This is a genomic window from Chryseobacterium sp. IT-36CA2 (genome assembly GCF_949767875.1).
GTDB lineage: Bacteria > Bacteroidota > Bacteroidia > Flavobacteriales > Weeksellaceae > Chryseobacterium.
The window spans coordinates 110337-130394 of the sequence record NZ_CATKPG010000021.1 but is presented as its reverse complement, the minus strand read 5'-3'; the positions used below and the strand labels follow the sequence as shown (position 1 = coordinate 130394).

Genomic DNA, 20058 nt, shown 5'->3' with positions numbered 1-20058 from the left:
AGCTATATTATTACGCTAATTTATTAACGTGCTTTGTCAATTTGCTTTTCAAGTTAGCAGCTTTGTTCTTGTGGATAATATTTTTCTTAGCTAATTTATCCAATAAAGCGATAACTTTTGGCAGTTGTTCTGTAGCAGCAGCTTTGTTCTCTTCATTTCTTAAAGCTTTTAAAGCTGTTCTAGCAGTCTTGTGGTAATATCTGTTACGAAGTCTTCTAGTTTCGTTTTGTCTGATTCTCTTTAGTGCTGATTTATGATTTGCCATATCGTTTAAATGTGAGTGCAAAACTATAAACTTTTTTTAAAACTACCAAATTTATTTTCGAAAATTTTAATTTTCTTCTGAAAGGTACTTTCTAAGCTTATCTATTGCTTGTTCTATTTTTAAATTTTCTTGTTCTTTATCTATTTTTTTGATCGTATTTCCTAGCATGATCAGTGCGTTGTTCCATTCCCCAGTGGTGTTGGTGAAAGTAAGTCCGTCAATTGTTACTTCAAAAGCAACCCTTTCTCCAGTCCTGTAAAGTCTGAAACTGATTTTATCATCCTTGCCTGTAATCCCGTCTTCATTGATTTTTAAATCATAACTTTTTGGGTTAGAGTGGATTTTCTTAAAAAGCAATTTCGCTTCTTGTATTTTTAAATCCGGCATGATATAAAATTTGGTAGCCTGTAGATAACTACAAACATGATTTATAAATAATATTTTTCATCAGTGTGACCATATTTGTGTGACCAATTATGGTTAAAAATTTTTGCAAATATAATGCTTTTGTAATATATAATGAAATGGAACTGCTTTTTAAAACAGCTCATTTAATATTATGAACTGTAACATCAAGACCATGAGGGAAGTAGGTTTTCTGATTGTATCTGTTTTTTTAGAATTATACCAATATTTAGAGTTGCCTGCCTTCTGAAAAATAGAATAAATTTGAGAAATAGGGTAGGAAATAAGAAATAAAAAAACCTTTAACTGATCAGTTAAAGGTTTGAAAATGGTAGCCTATAGGGGAATCGAACCCCTGTTGCAAGAATGAAAATCTTGAGTCCTGACCACTAGACGAATAGGCCAAATTTTGAGGTTGCAAAGGTAATAATTAACTCTTTAACCTCAAAATTATTCTTTTAAATTATTTGTAGACTTTCTGTATCACTGTGTTTTTGATCCCTTTAGCTTCAAGATCTTTTTGAAGTTTTACGGCATCTTCTAGCGTGTATACTTTTCCATAAGTATAATAGAACACTCCACTGTCTTTCTCTCTTTCAACATCTTTCAGGTTCTGAAGGATGTAAGAATTACCATTCAGCTTGTCACCAGAGTACACTTCTATGGTGTAATACCCCATATTAATCCTTTGGTTAGGCATGAAACCTACAGCAAAAGCATTTCTAAATCCTGCATCTTTAGCAGTTTTAAGATTGATGTCTTTCACAGAAGCCATATTTGTTACAGCGTAGTAATACTTATATTGTCCGTTTTCTTTAAGGGTAAGAATATAATTCAGGCCTTTCAGGGCAGGATCATTTTCATTATATTTTGCTGGCGAACTCATTAATAGAATTCTGAAATCATTTTTCAGAGGAACTTCTGCCGGTTTTTCCGGTTCAGGTTTTTTTACAGCAAAAGAACCTCCGGATTTTCTGTCAACAGCTTTTTTATAATCTATGATTGCATTATAGATACTCTCTGCAATCTCACTCTGTCCTTTATCTGAAGCAATATAGTGGCTTTCTTCCGGATGGTTGATGAATCCAGTTTCTATCAGTACAGATGGCATGGCATTCATACGGAGAACGTGAAGGTTTTTCTGAAAAACACCTCTAGAAGATCTTTTATCTTTATTGACAAAGTTATCTTCTACTAATCCACCCAAAAGAAGACTCGATTCCAGATATTTGCTTTGCTGAAGTTTTAACGCAATTAAGGATTCCGGAGAATCAGGATTATAAGATCCGAAAGTCTGCTTATCTTTTTCATCGAGGAAGATAACATCATTCTCTCTTTTGGCAACCTCAAGGTTCTCATTGTTCTGGTTAGGTCCCTGTACATAAGTTTCAGTACCATAAGCCGTAGGTCTTTGGGAAGAATTACAGTGAATAGATACAAAAAGGTCTGCTTTACTCCTGTTGGCCAGATTGGTTCTATCGGATAGAGAAGGATACTCGTCGATTTTTCGGGTATAGATTACTTTGAAATCTCTGTTTTTCTCTAACATTGCCCCTACTTTTAACGTAATGGCAAGTGTAATATCTTTTTCTGCAATCCTTCCAATATCAGAATAAGTCCTGTTTGCTCCATGATCACTTCCTCCGTGTCCCGCATCCAGAACGATAGTAAACTTCTTTTGAGAGAAAATAAAGTTACTGGTAAGGAGAAGGAGAAATGATAAAATTATTTTAAAATTTTGTTTGTACATCTTACAGTTATAAAAATTATATTAATTTTGAGCCTTAATTATATAGAATAACATTGGCCAAAACCGTCCTCAAAAATATATTACAAATTTTAATTATCCTAATTTTTAACAATTTTTTAGCACAGAAAACTCCTGAAAAATTGCCTAAAAATGCGGTTAATGATACTATTTCCAAAAAGGATACCATAGTTGTAAAAAAAGAAGCTTTAGACGATATTCTTCGTACAAAAGCGGATGATCAGAGAAGAGATATCCCGAAAAAAATGACTTTCCTGAACAAAAATGCTCAGGTAAAGTATCAGGATATGCAGATTGATGCAGATTATATTTCAATAGATGATAATAAAAATCTGATCTATGCGAGAGGAAAACAAGACTCTCTAGGAAAAATCATCGAACCTGTAATTACCACACAGGCCGGGAAAAAATATGAAACCAACGAATTCAGCTATAACACAAAAACCAAACAGGCAATTGCTTTCAATGCCCGAACAGAAGAAAGTGAAGGGGTAATTATAGCTCAGAAGACCAAAAAATATAACGATTCCGTATTCGCAATGAGAAAAGCGGATTATACAACGGATGATTATTTTATCAAGAAAAAAGATACAGCTGCGGATTATTTTATGAGAGCTTATAATATTAAGCTGATTAAAACCAAAAATAAATCCCAGATCGTTACAGGGCCTATCCAGATGTTTATCGAACAGGTGCCTACACCACTTTATCTTCCGTTTGCTATTTTACCGTTTTCAGATAAAAGAGCAGCCGGTATCCTGATTCCAAGTTTCGGGGAAAGGGAAGATGTAGGGTTTTTCCTTAATGGAATTGGATATTATCAACCGATTGGAGAACACTTTGACCTTAAAGTTTTGGCGGATATCTATACCAAAGGAAGCTGGAATTTACGTCCTCAGGTGAATTATCAGAAAAAATACCGTTATTCCGGAAACTTTACAGCTGATATTGGTACCATGGTGAGAGGAATCAAAGGTTTGGATGATTATACTAAAAACAGTACCTATAGAATCAACTGGACGCATTCTCAGGATTCTAAAGCCAATCCTTTCCTTACTTTCAGTGCCTCTGTGGATATTGTAAGTACGAAGTTTTATAATAACCCGCTGAATAATAACTATATTTTCAATCAGAATGTATTGAATACCCAGCAGAACTCTACGGTAACTCTTACCAAAAGATTTCTGAAACTCCCGATGACCATTACAGGAACGGCTTCTTATTCTCAAAATTTTGCAACAGGACTGGCAGATCTTCGTCTTCCACAGATGAACGTTGCTATCAACCAGTTTTATCTGTTTAAATCAAGAACGGGAATCAGACAAGGACTTCTTGAAAATATCACTGTAAATACCGGTTTCAACCTTACCAATTTCGTAAACACTCAGGAAAACGAGTTGTTTAAAAAAGAAATGTGGGATAAAATGCAGACAGGTCTTAAAAACAATATTGCGTTGGCAACCAATACAACCGTTGCAAAATATTTCACTTTCAGTTTAAGTGCGAATATCGACAATGCTTTAACCACAAAAACACTGAACAGATTTTACGATCCGATAAAGAACGTAACCGTAGATGAGATCAATAAAAACTTTACGGGATATTCTACTTTCTCTACTTCAGCCAGTCTTCAAACAACGCTTTTCGGAATGATGAAATTCAAAAAAGGATCAGCAATAGAAGCGGTAAGACACATGATGACTCCAAGTATTGGTTTTACCTATGCTCCGGATTTTTCAAGTCCTAATTTCGGGTATTATAAAAACTATTATAATGCAACCGGAGCACTGACTCCTTATTCTATTTTTGAAAAAGGAATCATCGGAAGTCCTTCAAGCGGAATGGTGGGAGCGTTAGGTTTCAATATCGGTAACAATATAGAGATGAAAGTAAAGTCTAAAAGCGATTCTACAGGAGTAAAGAAAATCAAAATTTTTGAATCTTTAAGCCTTGCAGGAAGCTACAACTTTGCTGCTAAAGATCATCCTTGGTCTATATTCACAGTCAACGGACAGTCTTCTTTCTTCAATAATAAACTTACCGTAAATACCAGCCTTTCACTGGAGCCATATAAAATTGATTTCTCTTCAGGACAAGATACAGGAATAAGAACAGAACAGTTCGGACACTTCAGTGTACAGGGATTCAATGTGCAGCTATCTTATCCTTTAAGCAGTGAGATTTTTGGTGAAAAAACGGATTATGCTAAAAAATATTCGTCAAAAGGAGAAGTCCGAAATGAAAATTATTATTTTGATGATGATCATTATGCTCACTTTGATCAGGCATGGACTTTAAACATCAGTGCAAACTATCAATACACTAAAGGATTAAGCAGATTGGCCAATAAACTTGCATCCATTGGATTAGACGGGAGTATCAAGTTGACTCCTTACTGGAATGTCAACGGAAGTACACATTATGATATGGTGACTAAGCAATTGGCATATACAAGGATTGGTTTTTCAAGAGATCAGCGAAGCTTTACCATCAATTTCAATTGGGTTCCTTTTGGGCAGTATAAAGTATATGACTTCTTTATCGGGATCAAAGCCAATATCTTAAGTGACGCATTGAAGTACAAAGACAGAAGCTTTACCCAGCCAAATGCACCTTTCTAATATCAGATTGGCATTTGAGAATATAAATTTTATATTTGCAACCAAAATAAATTTTGGTGAAATCAATTTTAAGGAGAATATCTGAGATTGTGACTGCCATAACTATATAAAAAAATAAATATCCATTATGAAACAAATAATCAACACAGTTAATGCACCTGCAGCTATCGGACCTTATTCACAAGCTAATATGGCCAATGGAGTTTTATATATCTCCGGACAGATTCCTGTAGATCCTGCAACTGGTAAGCTGGTAGAAGGTATTGAAAAAGAAACACATCAGGTAATGAAAAACCTTGAGGCGATTCTTACTGAAGCCGGTATGACTTTCAAAAACGTTGTAAAAGCTACTATCTTTCTTAAGAGTATGGATGATTTTGCTGTGATGAATGACATCTATGCATCTTACTTAGATTCAGAAAGCTACCCGGCACGTGAAACAGTACAGGTTTCATGCCTGCCTAAAAACGTGGATATCGAAATTTCTATGATTGCACATCAGGATTAATGAATTTTATAAGAAATACAATTGCGGTTCTGATAGGTCTTGTTATTGCAGGGCTTATTATTACTCTTGGTATAAGAGCTTTTCCGCAATGGATAACTTTTGAGGCTTTTGCTCCATTTGAGCACTGGCAAAGGTTTCTTTTCAGCATGAAAGATGATAAGGCATTTTTCGGCTTCCTATTGTTTATTTCCGGATTAGGAACTACAATTGGGGGAGTTGCCACTGCTATTATTGTAAAATATGCAAAAGTAGCTTATGCTATTCTGATCGGATTTATTATGCTCTTTATAGCGATGCTGGATGTTATTATATTTCCTTATCATCCTACATTTTATAAGATTTCTATTTTCCTTACCTTTTTTCCGTTTTCCTGGATTGGCGGCAAGATTGTAGAAGTTATTTATGAGCGGAACAAGCAGAAAAGAATTGCTGAAAAAATGAATAAGCCTAAATAAAATATAAAAAAACGCTGCAGATTTCTGCAGCGTTTTTTGTTGATATGAAAAACTAATTTGTTTTCTGATTAAGGCATTTTGAATCCTTTCGTGTAGATTCTTCCGTAGTCATCCACGAATTTTACCTGTACATTCCCCTGATATTTCTCAAGGATCTTTTCTACATCTTTCTGTGAATTTACCGGCTTGCCATTTACTTCAATGATGATATAATTGTCTACGATTCCGATTTTAGCCATTTCACTGCCCTCAGATACGCTTTTAGCTACTACACCACTATTCAGTCCGTATTCTGTTTTGAAACGATCTGTAAGAGGGTCAAATTCGGCTCCGATTTTTTCAGTTACACTAAGATCTGCTTTCGTTCTGGTAGAAGTTCCGCCTTTCTGATCTCTAAGGGTCACAGAAGTTGTACTTTCTTTACCATTTCTTAAATAAGTTACCTGTACCTTATCACCTGGACGTCTGCTTCCGATGGACATGGAAAGATCTGCAAAATCAGTGATCTCATAGTTATCTATTTTTGTAATAATATCACCTTTTTTAAGACCTGCATCTTCTCCACCACTGTTGTCACTGAATCCTGTAATATACACTCCTGGGCCAGCTTTAATATTTGTTTTATTTTGCTTGTTGTAGCTGGAAACTGCCATGTCATTAGAAAGATCAAAAGATGTAACTCCTAAGAATCCTCGCTGTACAATTCCAAATTTCTTGATATCCTCAACAATTTTTCTTGCCAGGTTGGAAGGAACAGCAAATCCGTATCCCTGATAATATCCTGTAGTAGACTGAATCGCAGAGTTGATCCCGATAAGTTCTCCATTCGTATTTACCAAAGCTCCTCCTGAGTTACCCGGGTTGATGGCAGCATCCGTTTGAATAAAACTTTCGATAGGGTTAGCTGCTTTTCCCTGGCTACTTAAAATTCCGATACCTCTTCCTTTTGCAGAAACAATACCTGCCGTTACGGTAGAGTTTAATCCAAGTGGATTTCCTACTGCAAGTACCCATTGTCCTACGTCAATATTGTCAGAGTTGGCAAAGTTGAGATAAGGAAGACCTTTTTCTTCTATCTTTAATAAGGAAATGTCTGTATTAGGGTCTGTTCCTATCAAAGTGGCAATATATGATTTTTTGTTGCTTAAAACGACTTCCAGCTTGTTAGCACCTGCTACCACGTGGTTATTGGAAATGATGTAACCGTCTGGAGAAATGATTACCCCTGATCCCATTCCCGATGGCATGTTATCAGGAGCCTGCTGCTGCTTTTGTCTCTGCTGACCCTGGCCTCTTCCTCCTCCAAAAGGATCTCCGAAGAAAAAGTCAAACAAGTCTTGCTCTGAAGCTCTGCTTGCTGTTCTGCTTTGGTAGTTTTTAATGGTAACCACAGCCGGAACGGTTGTTTTAGCTGCCTTTACAAAATCATCACCTACGGCTCCCGTATTCATTCCTGCGAATGAAGTGTTAGGCGCAGCTGTTGTGAAATAAGATTGATCTCCATTATTGGAGCTATGTCCGAAATATTGTAAAGCTCCAACGGTAGTAGCTCCGGAAATGACTCCTACTACTGCAAATGGTAATAGTTTTTTTAAAGTACTCTTCATTGTATATCTTTCTTGTTTATTAATTAATTTCTTTTTTATGTTTTTGAGTAAACAAATTTAATGTTAAATAAGTAAGCAATTAGTATGCTATGTTTCAATTTTAACTAAAATTTAACGGCTATTATATCATTTTATACCTTATGTCATAATTGTTAACGTCAGAGTTAACAAAACTTAAAAAAAAATTAATGAAAATATGACATACTTAGCCCTAAAGTACCATTTATTTTTCATCATTTAATGTAAATTATTCATGCCTGACAGTTGTTTGCTCGTAACTCGTGATTTGTGTCATCAATAGACTTAATTCAAAAATTCTTATCTTTGCAAAAATTTTATTCTCACTTAAAACGTTTATAGCATGCAACTGTATAACACCTTAAGCGCAGAAGAAAGAGCTCAACTTATTGATGAAGCCGGTAAAGACCGTCTTACTTTGTCTTTCTATGCGTATGCCAAAATCGAAGACCCCAAAAAATTTCGCGACGAATTATTTATAGCCTGGAATGCCCTTGATGCCCTTGGCCGTATTTATGTTGCTACTGAAGGAATCAATGCTCAAATGAGTGTTCCTGCAGAACAGTTTGAGGCTTTTAGAAATACGCTGGAAGTTTATGACTTCATGAAAGGAATTCGTTTGAACGTAGCCGTAGATCAGGACAATTACTCTTTTTTAAAATTAACCATAAAAGTCAGAAACAAAATTGTGGCTGACGGTTTGAATGACGAAACTTTTGATGTGACCAATAAAGGTATCCACTTAAAAGCTCAGGAATTCAACAATTTACTCGAAGATCCGAATACAATTGTAGTAGACTTTAGAAATCACTATGAAAGTGAAGTAGGTCATTTTGAAGGTGCCATTACTCCGGATGTGGAAAACTTCAGAGAAAGCTTACCAATTATCAACGAACAGCTGCAGGATTTTAAAGAAGATAAAAATCTCTTGATGTACTGTACAGGAGGAATCCGTTGTGAAAAAGCAAGTGCTTATTTCAAACATCAGGGCTTTAAAAATGTTTATCAGTTAGAAGGCGGTATCATTGAATATACCCGCCAGATAAAAGAAGAAGGAATAGAAAGTAAGTTTATTGGGAAAAACTTTGTATTTGACCACCGTTTAGGGGAGAGAATTACAGATGATATTATTTCACAGTGCCACCAATGTGGAAAACCATGCGATAACCATACGAACTGTGCTAATGATGCCTGTCATCTGTTATTTATTCAGTGTGACGAATGTAAAGCAGCAATGGAAAACTGTTGTTCTACAGAATGTCTGGATACCATCCATTTACCTTGGGATGAGCAGGTGAAACTAAGAAAAGGACTTCAGGTTGGAAATAAAGTATTCAGAAAAGGAAAATCTGATGCTCTGAAATTCAAAAACTCCGGAGAATTATCAGATAGACCTTTGGCAAAAGCCGAAACAAAAAATATCCGCCAAATAATTGCTGTCAAAAAAGAATTGATTGGAAAAGCAGAACATTACTATTCAAAATCAAAAATTGCACAGTTTTTAATTGAGAATAAAGATCTTTCAGTTGGAGATAAAGTATTAATTTCTGGTCCTACAACTGGTGAACAGGAAGTTACTATTACTGAGATTTATGCTAACGGAGGTCCTTGCGAAACGGCAAAACCAGGAGATCAGATTACTTTTGAACTTTCATTCAGAGTTCGTTTATCGGATAAATTGTACAGAATTGTACAAAACGCATAATCCTAATAAGCGATAAAGCTGCAAAAGCTTGTCAGGTAACAATTATTTCAGTTCAAATAACTTAATAATGATGCTAAAAGCTGAGCTTAGAAAAATATACACCCAAAAAAGAAAAGCCTTGTCTCCAGATGAGGCTTTCTTGTTATCGGGGAAAATTTTTGAAAATTTCATTCATCATTTCAATCCTCAGGAAGGTGAAAAAGTGCATGTTTTTATCCCGATTCCGACAAGAAAAGAAATTGATACCCAAATATTCATCCAATATTTTTTAGCACAGAGTATTCGTGTTTACGTGCCTAAAATTGTGGGTGATGAGCTTATTAATATTGAAATTTTTGAAGACACTGTTTTTGGAACTAATGGCTGGGGTATTTCAGAGCCTGTTTCCAATGAAGATTCCGGTGAAATTGCTTTTGATTACGTTATTACACCACTGTTGTATTGTGACAGAAAAGGAAATCGGGTAGGGTATGGCAAGGGTTTTTATGATGGATTGTTTCAAAATATATCCATTGAAACAAAAAAAATCGGAGTCAATTACTTTGACCCCGATGAATATGTGGATGATATCTGGGAAAATGATATTCCCCTGGACTATTTGGTTACTCCTACAGAAGTACTGTCTTTCTTAAGCGGTTTGGAATAAAAATCTAAAAAGTAAAATTTAAATTCTTTCTTGAGCTTGGAAGTAGAAAGCAGAATATATTGTGCGTTTTTTTCAAAGCTTCCCAGAGATTTATTTTTATTATCAAAGTATTCTACATTAAACTTGGCATAGTCCAACGTATCTTTTTTATAAAACTCTTTATAAACATTCAGGTTGCTTACCTTTGCTGTTTTCGCTTTCATGCTGTCAAGCTCTTTAATTAATGTTTTAAATGTTAAAGAATCAGGCTTGTGAAAATAGCTCTCCATCTGAGAATAAATAACGGTATCTATTTCCGTGTTTCGGTTTCCGCTAAGGTAAAGGGTAGACAGATCCAAAAGTTCCTGTACTTTTTGTTTGGTAATGGAATTTATCGCCTGCATACTATCCATTTGTACTGCTGGATAGCTTTTTTCATTGTTGCTGTTTCGTAGTTTATCGAGGTCGCTTACCTCTGAAGTTTTATTATTACAGGCAATAAATAAAGTCAGAAGCACGGTGAAAATTAAAAAATTATTTATTCTTTTCATCTGTGGTAGCAATTTTAAATTTGATGGATACAATCTTACCGTTGTTATCCTTTTTCATTTCTATTACATTCAGGTTTTTCAGAGAGGTGGTTGGAGTGGTTACCAGAGTGATATATTTCTGTTTATCCAGCCTTTCAATGCCATAGGTATCATTATCATATACTTGGTAGATGACGGCATTGCTGCTGATCAGGTTCTCCAGCTGATTTCTTTTTTGCTTAATAAGGGCAACCTGCTCATCTGGGTTTCCTCCTTTGATATCTTTTATGGAGAAATAATAGGCAGCCATCTTATAATCGTCTGGCTTTAGTTCTATTTTTTCTTCTTCAGGAGCATTTTCAAGATTTCTGTTTACTTCCAGAGGTTCATAAAAAGGAGCACTGATGCGCATTTTTAAATTTTTATCCTTGGTAGAATAATAAAAACATTCACCCGGCTTTATTTTATACATTAATGGAGATTCATTTTCTTTCACCACCATTATTTCTAAAGTGTTGATTACGGAAACTCCTCTGTCCTTATCAATGAAACAATATTTATAAGTTTTTGAAAAAAGTACATCTTTAAATCCTAAAAGACCTGTAATCGTAATCAAAACGGAAGTAACCAATGCCCAAGCATTCTTTTTGAAGAAATTTTTCTTGGGCGGAACAGATGAGATTTCAACTTCATTTGTTATTGTTTTGTTTTGTGTAATGTGCTGATTTTCAGTATTTGATTTTTGTAAATCAGTAATTTCGGGTGTCTGTACTTCGATTTTTTTGGGCTGGATTTCAGTTTTTGGAAGGTCTGGAGCTTCAGAAACTGTTTTTTCGAGTTCATCGATTTCTTCCTCTTCAAGATTCTCATTTTCCAGAAGCAATTCACCGGCAAAAAGATGCTGTTTCTTGAACTCATACCAGGAGTCGTAACCTGCATAGATACTCAATAAATTGAGCATGTCTATTCTTGGCAGTTTAGTGACTGGTGAATTTTTGAAATAGGTATAAAATGACTTTTCACTGATGTTCCCTTTCGCTTTTTTTCGCAGGTCTTCCTGAAAATATATAATATCTATACCCTTCCACTTGGATATGTCATCCTGCGAAGGGGTATATTCTTTTAAGTATTGACCCTGAACATCCTTTTTTAGCTGCTCAAAGTGTAATAGATCTAAATCTGTCAATTTTTCAAAAAATAATTAAATTGTTGATTATCAGCTATGTTTTTTTGTAAAACTATTTTACAAAGGTATTACAATTATTTTTCATAAACAAATTTTCTAACTGCTCTACCTTTGTCTTGTTCAAATATCAGAACAGAAGAAAATTTTATAAAACAATATTAACAAAATTAAATTTAATTTATTATGAAAAAGTCATTATTCGTAGCTGCTATCGCTGCAATCTCTCTAGTTGCTTGTAAAAAAACTGAAGCTACTGCTACTGAAGGTACAACTGATTCTGCTGCTGCTACTGTAGCTGATTCTGCTGCTGTTGTTACTGATTCTGCTGCTAAAGTTGTTGATTCTGCTGCAACTACTGCTGTAGAAGCTACTAAAGATGCTGCTGCTGCTACTACTGCTGCTGGTGCTGAAGTTGCTAAAGATGCTGCTAAAGGAGCTGGAGAAGCTGCTAAAGGAGCTGCTGATGCTGCTAAAGGTGCTGCTGACGCTGCTAAAGATGCTGCAAAAGACGCTGCTAAGAAATAATTCTAGCATAAGCTTAACAATAAAAGAACCGTTTCACCCAGTGAAACGGTTTTTTTATGCTTTGTCATTGCGAGCCGAAGGCGAAGCAATCTCATTTATATAATATGAATTCTCATAGTTCTAGAAATAGTATTTACCCTTTCTTCTGTTTCAAAGATTCATAGCAGGTAATCGCTACTGCATTGCTCAGATTTAAAGAATCAATACTACCGGCCATAGGAATAAGGGTGTTTTTTCCTTTTCCAATCCAGAAATCACTCAATCCGGAATGTTCCGTACCGAATAATACAGCAGAACGCTGTCTGAAATCCCTCTTATAAAGATCTTCAGCGCTTTCATCCATAAGTGTAGTGTAGATATTGAAATTATTCTTTTGTAAAAAGTCTAATGTTTCCTCGTTTTCTGCCTGGTATACTTCCATCCCAAAAAGACATCCTACACTGGATCTGATTACATTTGGGTTATAAAAGTCAGTTTTCCCGTCCGCTACAATCAGTGCATCTACTCCAAAAGCTTCACAGCTTCTTAAAATAGCTCCAAGATTTCCTGGTTTTTCAACACCTTCCACAATAATTACCGTAGAATCTTCTTTAGGAATAAATGACGAAAGTAGAGCTTCTTTTGCATGGTATACCCCGATAATCCCTTCGGAGCTTCCTCTGTAAGCTATTTTTTCATATACTTTATCACTTACATAATGTATTTTTCCATCAGGAAGAGTTCCTTTAAAGATATTTTCACAGATAAAGAACTCCAGCGGTTCAAAATCATACTGCATAGCTCTTTCATTTTCCTGTTGGCCTTCTACTACAAAAACTTTTGATTTTTTACGAAATCTGTTGTCAGTAAGGAGCTTAGTGACGTTTTTTATTTTATCGTTTTGAAAACTTTCTATCAACATGCTGCAAAATTATGCAAAATTTATGATTGAACTTCTCTGGTTTTGATAAAAAGGCTTTTCCACGTTACTTCAAACGGGATTTTATTTTTTCTTTTAAAGTATATAATAACTACTATCAAGACTGCAATTGATATCAGTTTATAGAGATTTCCATAGAGGTTTCCGGAAACATTTTCTGATACATTAAAGATTTCCCAGTACAGATTCATAAAGAAATGAAGAAATATGGCAGACCATAAGTTGTATTCCGATTCAAAATATACCCAGGAAAAGAATATTGAACCTAGAAATGTAATGGCAAATATTTCAGTAAGTTCTGTTATGTTCTGACTTTGATATAAATGAACCTGTGCAAACAGTAAAGAGCCTAATAAGGCCGAGGATAAAAAACCAAGCCTGGTAAACCTGTATAGTATCCCAATAAGAAAAGCTCTGAAGATAATTTCTTCAAAAAATGCTGACGAAAGGGTGTTAATAAACAGTGTTTCAAAATTTATTTTATGGATTGCTTTAAAATGGATCATGTATCCGATAAGCATTGGCAGGGTTCCAATAAATGTCAAAGTGAATCCTTTGATAATGGACTTATCCAATGAAAGCAGCTCTGAAATATTTCTTTTGGGCAACAAAATTTTTAATGTAACCATCAATGGAATTAAAGTTACTGAATAAGCAATTACATGGGCTATTGCTTTGCTGCGAAAAAGATTTTTTGAGAACGTCTGAATGTTTTTAAAAAAGAAAAAGTCAAAGAAATAATAGGCTGTAAAACCTAGAATAAAGATTAAAAGGAAGCGGATGTTTTTACTCATGTCTGTTAATTTTGAGCAAAAATGTAGCTTTAAATCTATGCTTTCAGTTTAATGTGATGAATAACAAAAAATAGTGACGAATGGCAAAATGATGAATGCTACTGTTGTAATTGAGGAATAATTGAAGGGATAAAACTTCTTGAAACTGGAATTTCAAAGTCAATTTCCGGAAGAATTAATTTATAACCCTGAGCATTTCCTTTGAGATTTTTTACTCTTTTAAGATTAACAATATAAGAACGGTGGCATTTTTTAACAGAATCAGTTTCGATTTGTTGTAAAGCATTGGAAAAACTTATTCTGATCACTGTTTTTTTTAAGCTGTTATTCTCTAAAAAGTAAAACGTACAGTAGTTTTCCATGGACTGAACGCAAAGAAAATCTTTTTCATTGATGCTAAGTTCTGTATTTTGAGCTGATATTTTCAACAAATTTTGTTGTTGTTCAGGATCCAAAACGGGAAGATGTTGAGAAATATCGTGGGCTTTCTTTTCATGAATGTTTTTTAAATAGATGTACCGCGATAAAATATAGATGATCGAAATGGGAATTCCGACTGCCAAAGAATACAGGAACATATAAAAATAATTGCCCAGGTCAAGTTCTACATGGCTTAAGAATAATGAATTGTAAAAGTAGGATAGAACAGAGCCGAGAAATAAGATGAAAATTATTTTTAAAAGTTCTGCACCAATATTCCAGCTGCTAAAACGGGAAGTTATAAGATTGGCAATGAAAAAAGCCGTTCCGAAAATAATACAATAGGGGAAAAGTAGTAAAAACTTGTAGGGGTGTTGAAAGTTTTCGGTACCAAAAGGCTGAAAAATAATCAAAAACAAATACACGGAAACTCCTGCCCCCAGAGAAGAAACGAAAATTTCTTTGAAAGATTCGGATTTGGGGTAAGGATATGATGCAAAAGAAAACATAAAAACCGGGATTTAGCTTTCTGAGGATTCAATGAAGCTGCTGTTGTCAATAAGACTTTGAGGCAGGTCTTTTTTGTTTTTTATTCCTAATGACTTCAGTTTTTGAGTCTGGATCACAAGGTTATCATTTCCTGTGTAGAGCTGTTTGTAAGCATCATTGAATACATTTTTTGCCTGATCCAGATTTCTTCCCACTTTCTCTAAGTTGTCTACAAAACCTACAAATTTATCATAAAGTTTGGCTCCTCGTTCAGCAATCTCCATAGAGTTTCTGTTTTGATATTCGCGCTTCCAAAGATCGGCAATAAGCTTAAGAGAGGTGATCAGATTGCTTGGGTTAAGCAAAAGGATTCTTCTTTCATAGGCATAGTTCCAAAGATTTTGGTCTGCCTGCATAGCGGCAATGTAAGCGGGTTCACTCGGAATAAACATCATCACGAAATCCATGGATTTGTCATAGTCATCATAGGCTTTTTGACTGAGTTGTGAGATGTGGTTCTTGATAGAGCTAAGGTGCTGGCTTAGCTTGATGGCATATACGTCAGGATCGGTTTCATCTACCAATTCTGTAAAAGCAGTCAGAGAAACTTTAGAATCGATGATAACATTTCTTTCATCCGGATATTTTATAACGGCATCCGGGCGCATTTTCTTTCCGGAAAACTCTGAGAACAAAGCGTTGTTGTCTTCATCGCGCAATTCATGTTCAAGGAAATATTCTCTTCCTTTTACAAGTCCGGATTTTTCAAGAATACTTTCCAGAATCATCTCACCCCAGTTCCCTTGGGTTTTACTTTCTCCTTTCAAAGCGCGGGTCAGTTTTTTAGCATCATCGGAAATCTGCTGGTTCAGTTCTGCCAGTTCCTTCACTTTTTCTGCAAGGGAGAAACGTTCTTTATTTTCCTTTTCGTAGGCTTCATTGACTTTGTTTTTTAAGTCAGCGATTTTCTCCTGGAAAGGCTCAAGAATATTTTTTAAATTATTTTGATTTAAAGTGGTGAATTTTTCTGTTTTTTCTTCTAAAATTTTATTGGCAAGGTTTTCAAACTGAAGTTTAGAATCTTCCTGAATCTTAACAATTTCTTCTTTCTGGGTATCAAGAGAGTTTTGGAGACCTTCATTTTTAGCAGAAAGTTCAGAGTTTTTAGCAAAAAGAGTCTGCTTTTCAAGAATATGGGTGTCTATCTGAGAGGTTTGCTTCTGATTGGTTTGTTTTAATTCCTGAAACTGAATATGCAAAGATGAATATTCGGCAGAGATTTTAGAAAATTCATTTTTCAGATCATCCAGAAGATCCTGCTGCAGCATATTGGCTTCTTTCTCTTTACAGATATTTTGATTAAGTTCCTGAATCTTCAGATTTGAATTATCAAGATCCGACTGGGTTTTGATTGATAAAGTGTTCAGCATATCATATGAACTCCTTGAAACCATTGATGATTTCAATGCAAAATACAATATAACTGCTCCGAGTACACCACCGGCAATCAACTCAATAATTAAATATATCATCTCCATGTTCCAAAATTATGAAAAAAGGTCGGAAGCTGGAAGCGGGATGTTGGAAGTTCCTTTTGGACAGATAAGAACTGACTGTTTTTTAATTAATTTCAATTTTTTTTAAAGGTAAATAGAATGGGAAACAATTATTTTATAAAACTACATTACCTCCCTCTTCCTTCTTCCAGCTTCCTTTCTGACCAAGATTACTTATATTTATAGGAAATTTCAGAGAATGATGAATATTTTGTTGGTAGAAGATGATCAAAGAATCAGTAATTTCCTGGTAAAAGGCCTTTCTGAGGCTGGATATAATATGACCCTTGCAGATTCCGGAGAAAAAGCCCGCGAGCTTCTTCATACCTATGATTTTGATATTATTTTAATGGATATTATGCTTCCCGGACTGAATGGAATGCAGCTTACTCAGCTTATCAGATTTAAAGGAAACTATACCCCGATTTTGGTTTTAAGTGCCCTGAACAGCCCTGATGATAAAATCAAAATGCTGGATATGGGGGCTGATGATTATTTGTCAAAACCTTTTCACTTTGAAGAACTGATTTCAAGGATTAAAGCCTTAACCAGAAGAAATAAAATGAGCTATCAGAAAGAAGACCAATATTTATCATGTGGAAATATTACAATTGATACCGATCTTCATAAAGTAACTCAGAACGATAAAGAAATAGAATTTTCTCCTACCGAATACAAACTTTTTACTTTCCTGATGGAGAATAAAAATAAGGTGCTGAGCAGAACTCAGATTTTACATAAGGTTTGGGGAATTGATTTTGATAATACAACGAATGTAGTGGATGTTTATATTTCCTACGTCCGTAATAAGATTGATGAAACGGAACAGAAAATTATTCATACCGTAAAAGGAACCGGATATTTGATCAAAGACTGAAAATGACGCTCAGAAACAGATTTACCCTTATTTCAAGCCTCTCATTTGGCATCGTTTCTATCATCACATCAGCGGTGATATTCTTTGCCTATTATGACAGTACCAAGATTTTTTATTTCGAAAAACTTCGGAATACGGCTCTTATTTCTGCTATTTATTATCTCGAAAAAGATGAGCTTCCGAAAGACCGGCATGCCCAGATCAAAAATGAATACAATCATCTGATTCAAAATAACAAGGTAGCGGTTTACAATCAGAATAACGAAGTTACTTTTGGTCATAATCTGAATGACAAGAATATAAAACTTTCCCATTTACAGGCTGTCCGGAACAATAAAGGAATACAGTTCATGTCTGATAATCAATTCTACTACGGAATTTTTTATCCGGATAATCAGGGAGATTTTGTGGTTTTTGTAAAATCATCAAATGATTCATTTCAGTCGCAGATCCTGAGATTGGCTATTATCATGCTTTCTGTATTGCTGATTGGTCTTTTGGCAATTTACTTTTTGAGTAGATATCTTTCCAAGGTGGTTTATAAGCCTATCTCTAATGTTGTGGAGCGGATCAATAAAGTGGATTATAATAATATTTCCACAGCCATTACTTCTACCAACACCAATGATGAGATTGAAGATCTTATAAAATCGTATAATAAACTGCTGGGAAGAATTTCTGAAAATGTACTCTTGCAGCAGAACTTTATCAATTATGTTTCCCATGAGTTTAAAACTCCCTTGGCTGCTATCTCCGGAAATCTGGAAGTCTTCGCCCAAAAAGACCGCACGCCGGAAGAATATAAGGAAGTGGCAAAAGAGTCATTGGAAAACGTATATGAGATTGAAAATATTCTCAACAACCTTCTGCTGATGTCTGGGATGACAAAGCTTGAGTCTTCTCACAAACCTATGAGGGTAGACGAGCTGATCTGGAAGATTTATGAAAAATTGGAGCCCAAAGCAAAAGAAAACCATTCATTCATTAAAATACAGCTACAGGTAACGAAACCTGCTTTGCTGGAATTTCCCGGGAACGAAACATTACTATACTTAGCATTATATAATATTGTTGAAAACGCTATCAAATATTCTTACGATAAACCTGTTGTGATTATATTATCAGAAAAGAATAATCAGTTGTATATTGAGGTAAAGGATGAAGGGAGAGGAATACCGTCAGATGATCTTGCAAAAATATTCGAAACTTTTTACAGAGGAAAAAATGTAGATACTGTAAAAGGCAGTGGAATTGGCTTATCACTTTCAAAAAGTATTTTTGATCATCATCATATTGGGATGAAAATTGATTCTGCTGTGAATGCCGGAACCAATGTTCTCCTTGAATTTCCGGCTCATTCCTGATTGTGTTATTCGTGAAAATATTCGTGTTATTCGTGTTTTTAAAAGTTCTAATCAAACTCTAATGTTGAACTAACCGAATTTTAATTTTGTTTGAAATTCCCTCTAATATTAGACAAATAGCTTTGTGGTCTTAAATAAGAGACCTTGAAGAAACTATTTTTTACACTATTTTATATTCATTGTTTCAGTTTCTTTTCAGCACAGATTTCAGATACCCTGAAAATTGGCAGAAAGGAAGCTGAGACTATCTTTTTGGCTAAAAACCTCGACCTCATTGCCCAAAAACTTGAAATTTCACAAGCCGAAGCAAGAGCTGTTCAGGCTAAATACTGGCCTAATCCTAAATTAAGTATCAGCGAAGTAAATCTATGGAGAACCTATGACATAGAAGAGCAGCCTGCACTTATCGGAAACTGGGGAAAAAATACTCAGATTTCGGCGGAGATAGAACAGGTGATTCAGACTGCGGGTAAAAGACGAAAAAATATTGAGCTTCAGAAAATAGAAGTGGAAGGCGAAAAGTATGAACTGCAGGAAGTGTTACGCGAGCTTAAAAAAACACTCAGAAATACTATTACCGATATTCTTTACAATCAGGAACAGCAGAAAATCTATCAGGGGCAAATTGCTTCCATTGAGAAATTAACAAAATCCTATAATAACCAATTAACCCTTGGAAATATCAGTAAAGCTGAATATGTCCGTCTGAAAGCCCAGGAAATTGAATTTAAAAAGAAACTGATTTCATTAAAACAGGAAATTGAAGATCAGCAGGTAGAACTGAAAGCTTTGTTGATGCTGCCTTCTCAAACGTATCTGGTGATTTTCGATTCATTTGTCATGCCGGAAAAACAGCTTTCAGAACTGGAAGTGAACCAGTGGATGGAAAAGGCAAAAGAAAATCGCCCGGATATCATGATCTCAAAAAATAGAGAGAAACATGCAGCCAAAAATCTGGAAATCCAAAATGCCATGAAAACGCCTGATGTTGCTGTTTCTATAGGATATGACCGTGGCGGAAATATCATGAAAGACTTTATAGGACTGGGGGTTTCTATGGATCTTCCCATTTTCGACCGTAACAAAGGAAATATTCAGGAAGCGAGGCTTGAGATTGAGAAAAGCAAACTGGAGACCCGTAAAAACATACTGAAGTCCGAGAACGAAATTGTCTCTGTTTTCAGAAATTATATCAGAACACAGCAGGTTTCAGAAGAAATCGATGAAAGCTATGAAGCTACATTGGACGGTCTGTTGGTCAGTCATGAGAAAAACTTCAGACTAAGAAATATCAGCATGCTGGAATACATGGATTTTCTGGATACCTACATCGGAAATAAAATGATCATCCTGGATACTAAAAAAGAATTGAATCAATACTACGAAAACCTGCAGTATGTTGTAGGACAAGATTTATAAGA

General features: G+C 35.1%; 19 protein-coding genes and 1 tRNA gene. 9 read left to right on the top strand and 11 right to left on the bottom strand.

Going from position 1 to position 20058, the window contains the following annotated elements:
* Nucleotides 1-10 precede the first annotated feature (10 nt).
* The 4 genes from rpsT to ACM6F9_RS12120 form a co-directional block, all read right to left on the bottom strand.
* Nucleotides 11-265: a 30S ribosomal protein S20 gene (gene rpsT / locus ACM6F9_RS12135; protein WP_002983073.1), complete on the bottom strand. Its 255-nt coding sequence runs from the start codon at nt 263-265 to the stop codon at nt 11-13.
* Between the two features lie 66 nt (nt 266-331).
* A complete protein-coding gene (locus tag ACM6F9_RS12130) occupies nt 332-652 on the bottom strand; it encodes a hypothetical protein (protein ID WP_414845952.1) in 321 nt (106 codons plus the stop codon).
* A gap of 347 nt (nt 653-999) precedes the next feature.
* A tRNA-Glu gene (locus ACM6F9_RS12125) sits at nt 1000-1074 on the bottom strand.
* Between the two features lie 59 nt (nt 1075-1133).
* Nucleotides 1134-2420, bottom strand: a complete 1287-nt coding sequence (locus ACM6F9_RS12120) for an N-acetylmuramoyl-L-alanine amidase family protein (RefSeq protein ID WP_414845951.1) — start codon at nt 2418-2420, stop codon at nt 1134-1136.
* A 53-nt stretch (nt 2421-2473) separates the two neighbouring features.
* Here ACM6F9_RS12120 and ACM6F9_RS12115 point away from each other — a divergent pair, with 53 nt between their 5' ends.
* The 3 genes from ACM6F9_RS12115 (at nt 2474) to ACM6F9_RS12105 (ending at nt 6022) form a co-directional block, all read left to right on the top strand.
* Complete coding sequence (locus ACM6F9_RS12115) at nt 2474-5059, top strand: putative LPS assembly protein LptD (RefSeq protein WP_414845950.1); 2586 nt, start codon at nt 2474-2476, stop codon at nt 5057-5059.
* Between the two features lie 127 nt (nt 5060-5186).
* On the top strand, nt 5187-5567 hold the full coding sequence (locus ACM6F9_RS12110; protein WP_034694591.1) for a RidA family protein: 381 nt from the start codon (nt 5187-5189) through the stop codon (nt 5565-5567).
* Nucleotides 5567-6022, top strand: a complete 456-nt coding sequence (locus ACM6F9_RS12105; RefSeq protein ID WP_414845949.1) for a hypothetical protein — start codon at nt 5567-5569, stop codon at nt 6020-6022. The genes ACM6F9_RS12110 and ACM6F9_RS12105 overlap by 1 nt, the downstream gene beginning before the upstream one ends.
* A gap of 68 nt (nt 6023-6090) precedes the next feature.
* Here ACM6F9_RS12105 and ACM6F9_RS12100 read toward each other — a convergent pair whose 3' ends face one another.
* Complete coding sequence (locus ACM6F9_RS12100) at nt 6091-7629, bottom strand: trypsin-like peptidase domain-containing protein (RefSeq protein WP_414845948.1); 1539 nt, start codon at nt 7627-7629, stop codon at nt 6091-6093.
* 361 nt (nt 7630-7990) lie between these two features.
* Between ACM6F9_RS12100 and ACM6F9_RS12095 the strand changes: the two genes are divergently transcribed.
* Together ACM6F9_RS12095 and ACM6F9_RS12090 are read left to right on the top strand one after the other, a co-directional pair.
* Nucleotides 7991-9352: a rhodanese-related sulfurtransferase gene (locus ACM6F9_RS12095; RefSeq protein ID WP_414845947.1), complete on the top strand. Its 1362-nt coding sequence runs from the start codon at nt 7991-7993 to the stop codon at nt 9350-9352.
* A gap of 67 nt (nt 9353-9419) precedes the next feature.
* Complete coding sequence (locus ACM6F9_RS12090) at nt 9420-9998, top strand: 5-formyltetrahydrofolate cyclo-ligase (protein ID WP_414845946.1); 579 nt, start codon at nt 9420-9422, stop codon at nt 9996-9998.
* On the opposite strand, the gene ACM6F9_RS12085 is transcribed toward ACM6F9_RS12090, so the two are convergent.
* Together ACM6F9_RS12085 and ACM6F9_RS12080 are read right to left on the bottom strand one after the other, a co-directional pair.
* Nucleotides 9947-10528 carry a hypothetical protein gene (locus ACM6F9_RS12085; RefSeq protein ID WP_414845945.1) on the bottom strand — a complete coding sequence of 194 codons (582 nt, stop codon included), beginning with the start codon at nt 10526-10528 and terminating at the stop codon, nt 9947-9949. The two genes, ACM6F9_RS12090 and ACM6F9_RS12085, sit on opposite strands and share 52 nt — an antisense overlap.
* Nucleotides 10512-11693 (bottom strand): hypothetical protein, encoded by a 1182-nt coding sequence (locus tag ACM6F9_RS12080; RefSeq protein ID WP_414845944.1) that lies wholly within the window; start codon nt 11691-11693, stop codon nt 10512-10514. The genes ACM6F9_RS12085 and ACM6F9_RS12080 overlap by 17 nt, the downstream gene beginning before the upstream one ends.
* 183 nt (nt 11694-11876) lie before the next feature.
* Between ACM6F9_RS12080 and ACM6F9_RS12075 the strand changes: the two genes are divergently transcribed.
* Entirely contained in the window at nt 11877-12218 is a 342-nt protein-coding gene (locus tag ACM6F9_RS12075; protein ID WP_414845942.1) for a hypothetical protein, read from the top strand.
* A 133-nt stretch (nt 12219-12351) separates the two neighbouring features.
* Here ACM6F9_RS12075 and ACM6F9_RS12070 read toward each other — a convergent pair whose 3' ends face one another.
* From ACM6F9_RS12070 to rmuC, 4 genes are all read right to left on the bottom strand, one after another.
* Nucleotides 12352-13119 carry a TrmH family RNA methyltransferase gene (locus ACM6F9_RS12070; RefSeq protein WP_414845941.1) on the bottom strand — a complete coding sequence of 256 codons (768 nt, stop codon included), beginning with the start codon at nt 13117-13119 and terminating at the stop codon, nt 12352-12354.
* Between the two features lie 20 nt (nt 13120-13139).
* Nucleotides 13140-13931 (bottom strand): type II CAAX prenyl endopeptidase Rce1 family protein, encoded by a 792-nt coding sequence (locus ACM6F9_RS12065; protein WP_414845940.1) that lies wholly within the window; start codon nt 13929-13931, stop codon nt 13140-13142.
* Between the two features lie 98 nt (nt 13932-14029).
* Nucleotides 14030-14860, bottom strand: coding sequence for a LytTR family transcriptional regulator DNA-binding domain-containing protein (locus tag ACM6F9_RS12060; RefSeq protein ID WP_414845939.1), 831 nt, complete (start codon nt 14858-14860; stop codon nt 14030-14032).
* Between the two features lie 12 nt (nt 14861-14872).
* A complete protein-coding gene (rmuC, locus tag ACM6F9_RS12055) occupies nt 14873-16378 on the bottom strand; it encodes a DNA recombination protein RmuC (RefSeq protein ID WP_414845938.1) in 1506 nt (501 codons plus the stop codon).
* 220 nt (nt 16379-16598) lie between these two features.
* Here rmuC and ACM6F9_RS12050 point away from each other — a divergent pair, with 220 nt between their 5' ends.
* From ACM6F9_RS12050 to ACM6F9_RS12040, 3 genes are all read left to right on the top strand, one after another.
* Nucleotides 16599-17273: a response regulator transcription factor gene (locus ACM6F9_RS12050; RefSeq protein WP_414846429.1), complete on the top strand. Its 675-nt coding sequence runs from the start codon at nt 16599-16601 to the stop codon at nt 17271-17273.
* A gap of 2 nt (nt 17274-17275) precedes the next feature.
* Complete coding sequence (locus ACM6F9_RS12045) at nt 17276-18637, top strand: ATP-binding protein (protein WP_414845937.1); 1362 nt, start codon at nt 17276-17278, stop codon at nt 18635-18637.
* Between the two features lie 144 nt (nt 18638-18781).
* On the top strand, nt 18782-20056 hold the full coding sequence (locus ACM6F9_RS12040; protein ID WP_414845936.1) for a TolC family protein: 1275 nt from the start codon (nt 18782-18784) through the stop codon (nt 20054-20056).
* Nucleotides 20057-20058 lie beyond the last annotated feature (2 nt).

Excerpts from the sequence above, each read along its gene's own strand:
- rpsT (WP_002983073.1), bottom strand. The coding sequence starts at position 265 with ATGGCAAATCATAAATCAGCACTAAAGAGAATCAGACAAAACGAAACT.
- ACM6F9_RS12130 (WP_414845952.1), bottom strand. The coding sequence starts at position 652 with ATGCCGGATTTAAAAATACAAGAAGCGAAATTGCTTTTTAAGAAAATC.
- ACM6F9_RS12120 (WP_414845951.1), bottom strand. The coding sequence starts at position 2,420 with ATGTACAAACAAAATTTTAAAATAATTTTATCATTTCTCCTTCTCCTT.
- ACM6F9_RS12110 (WP_034694591.1), top strand. The coding sequence starts at position 5,187 with ATGAAACAAATAATCAACACAGTTAATGCACCTGCAGCTATCGGACCT.
- ACM6F9_RS12105 (WP_414845949.1), top strand. The coding sequence starts at position 5,567 with ATGAATTTTATAAGAAATACAATTGCGGTTCTGATAGGTCTTGTTATT.
- ACM6F9_RS12100 (WP_414845948.1), bottom strand. The coding sequence starts at position 7,629 with ATGAAGAGTACTTTAAAAAAACTATTACCATTTGCAGTAGTAGGAGTC.
- ACM6F9_RS12095 (WP_414845947.1), top strand. The coding sequence starts at position 7,991 with ATGCAACTGTATAACACCTTAAGCGCAGAAGAAAGAGCTCAACTTATT.
- ACM6F9_RS12090 (WP_414845946.1), top strand. The coding sequence starts at position 9,420 with ATGATGCTAAAAGCTGAGCTTAGAAAAATATACACCCAAAAAAGAAAA.
- ACM6F9_RS12085 (WP_414845945.1), bottom strand. The coding sequence starts at position 10,528 with ATGAAAAGAATAAATAATTTTTTAATTTTCACCGTGCTTCTGACTTTA.
- ACM6F9_RS12075 (WP_414845942.1), top strand. The coding sequence starts at position 11,877 with ATGAAAAAGTCATTATTCGTAGCTGCTATCGCTGCAATCTCTCTAGTT.
- ACM6F9_RS12070 (WP_414845941.1), bottom strand. The coding sequence starts at position 13,119 with ATGTTGATAGAAAGTTTTCAAAACGATAAAATAAAAAACGTCACTAAG.
- ACM6F9_RS12065 (WP_414845940.1), bottom strand. The coding sequence starts at position 13,931 with ATGAGTAAAAACATCCGCTTCCTTTTAATCTTTATTCTAGGTTTTACA.
- ACM6F9_RS12060 (WP_414845939.1), bottom strand. The coding sequence starts at position 14,860 with ATGTTTTCTTTTGCATCATATCCTTACCCCAAATCCGAATCTTTCAAA.
- rmuC (WP_414845938.1), bottom strand. The coding sequence starts at position 16,378 with ATGGAGATGATATATTTAATTATTGAGTTGATTGCCGGTGGTGTACTC.
- ACM6F9_RS12050 (WP_414846429.1), top strand. The coding sequence starts at position 16,599 with ATGAATATTTTGTTGGTAGAAGATGATCAAAGAATCAGTAATTTCCTG.
- ACM6F9_RS12045 (WP_414845937.1), top strand. The coding sequence starts at position 17,276 with ATGACGCTCAGAAACAGATTTACCCTTATTTCAAGCCTCTCATTTGGC.